The following is a 1139-nucleotide window of genomic DNA, read 5'->3' as shown; positions in this document are numbered from 1 at the left end:
AACCCGTGGCAGACTCGCCTCAACACAACGGTGGTAATGCGTGGGCCGGGTGTTGTACACGAAAAGACGGTGTCACTCCCACCGGGTACAACACAGATGGTTGCGATTACTCTCCCACAACGGCCTGCAGGTGAGTATACGGTCACCTCACAGGTCGATCGCGCTGCAGCACTGGAACAAACATATCGTGTGCAGGGAGATGACCGTCTTGGTGTCGCCCTTGCTGAAAGTGGTCGCTATTCGAGTGGTGGCGGCGTCACGCAGGCCATCCAACTCGTCTTCGGGAATATCGAGGTGCTTCTGGCAGCGATCATCGCACTGATGAGTGTGATGACTGTCGGGAGTACTACCGCAGCGTTCACACGGTCAATTCACTCTGTGCGCAATTCTATTGGCATATACCGTGCCACTGGGGCACGCCCATCTGACATCCTGAGAGTTGTTTGTGTCGACACGCTCAAAATCGGCGGAGTCGCTTCAATGGCTGCTCTCGTGATTTCGACAGCCACTGTTTTGGGACTCCTCAAACTTGGTGAACTCCGGGTGTTTGGAATTGCTCTCACACCGGATTTCTCGGTCCCACTTGTGGGTGGTCTACTTTTCTCTGGTGTCATCCTTGCCGTCACCAGTTCGTGTTTGGCGACAGGCTACCTCCTGTTCCGTGACCCGTCGGCGCTCATAGTGGATAGACATATACCGGTTCCCACAGGAGAAAAACACAACGCCAATGAGTGATAGACGTCGCCGCAGTCTGTTGGTCCTCTTCGCAGGCGTCGCTCTCGCGCTTGTCCTTCGCGCGCTTCCGCTGTATTGGAGTGGCTACCCTTCGACACTCGATGGATTCGACTATGCCTGGTTGGCCCAGATGGTTGCTGACACCGGTGGGATTCCACTTACAACCCGGGCAGATACGCTTGGCTTTGCATCACTTCTCTCGGTCGTTTCGATAGTGACTGATTCACTCCCGGTTCGAGCAATCCAGCCACTTGCGACGACAATTGGTGTGATTATCTGCCTCGTTGCTGCTGTGATTGCCCGTCGAGTGCTTCTTGAGTATGGAACCACCGATGCATTCGCTACGAAAGTCAGCGCAGTGACTGCGATACTCCTTGGAATCCAAGGGCTGTTTCTGCGACGGA

At 55.0% G+C, this 1139-nt stretch carries 1 protein-coding gene and 1 pseudogene; both read left to right on the top strand.

From position 1 onward, the window contains the following. Positions 1-735 (top strand): FtsX-like permease family protein (locus AUR66_RS18710; protein ID WP_231727975.1); only part of this gene is annotated, 735 nt, incomplete at its 5' end. A 19-nt stretch (positions 736-754) separates the two neighbouring features. Further along, positions 755-1139, top strand: a pseudogene (locus AUR66_RS23005) (hypothetical protein); the annotation flags it as partial.

It is taken from the genome of Haloferax profundi (assembly GCF_001469865.1).
Taxonomy (GTDB): Archaea; Halobacteriota; Halobacteria; order Halobacteriales; family Haloferacaceae; genus Haloferax; species Haloferax profundi.
This window is presented reverse-complemented; position numbering and strand designations above follow the sequence as displayed.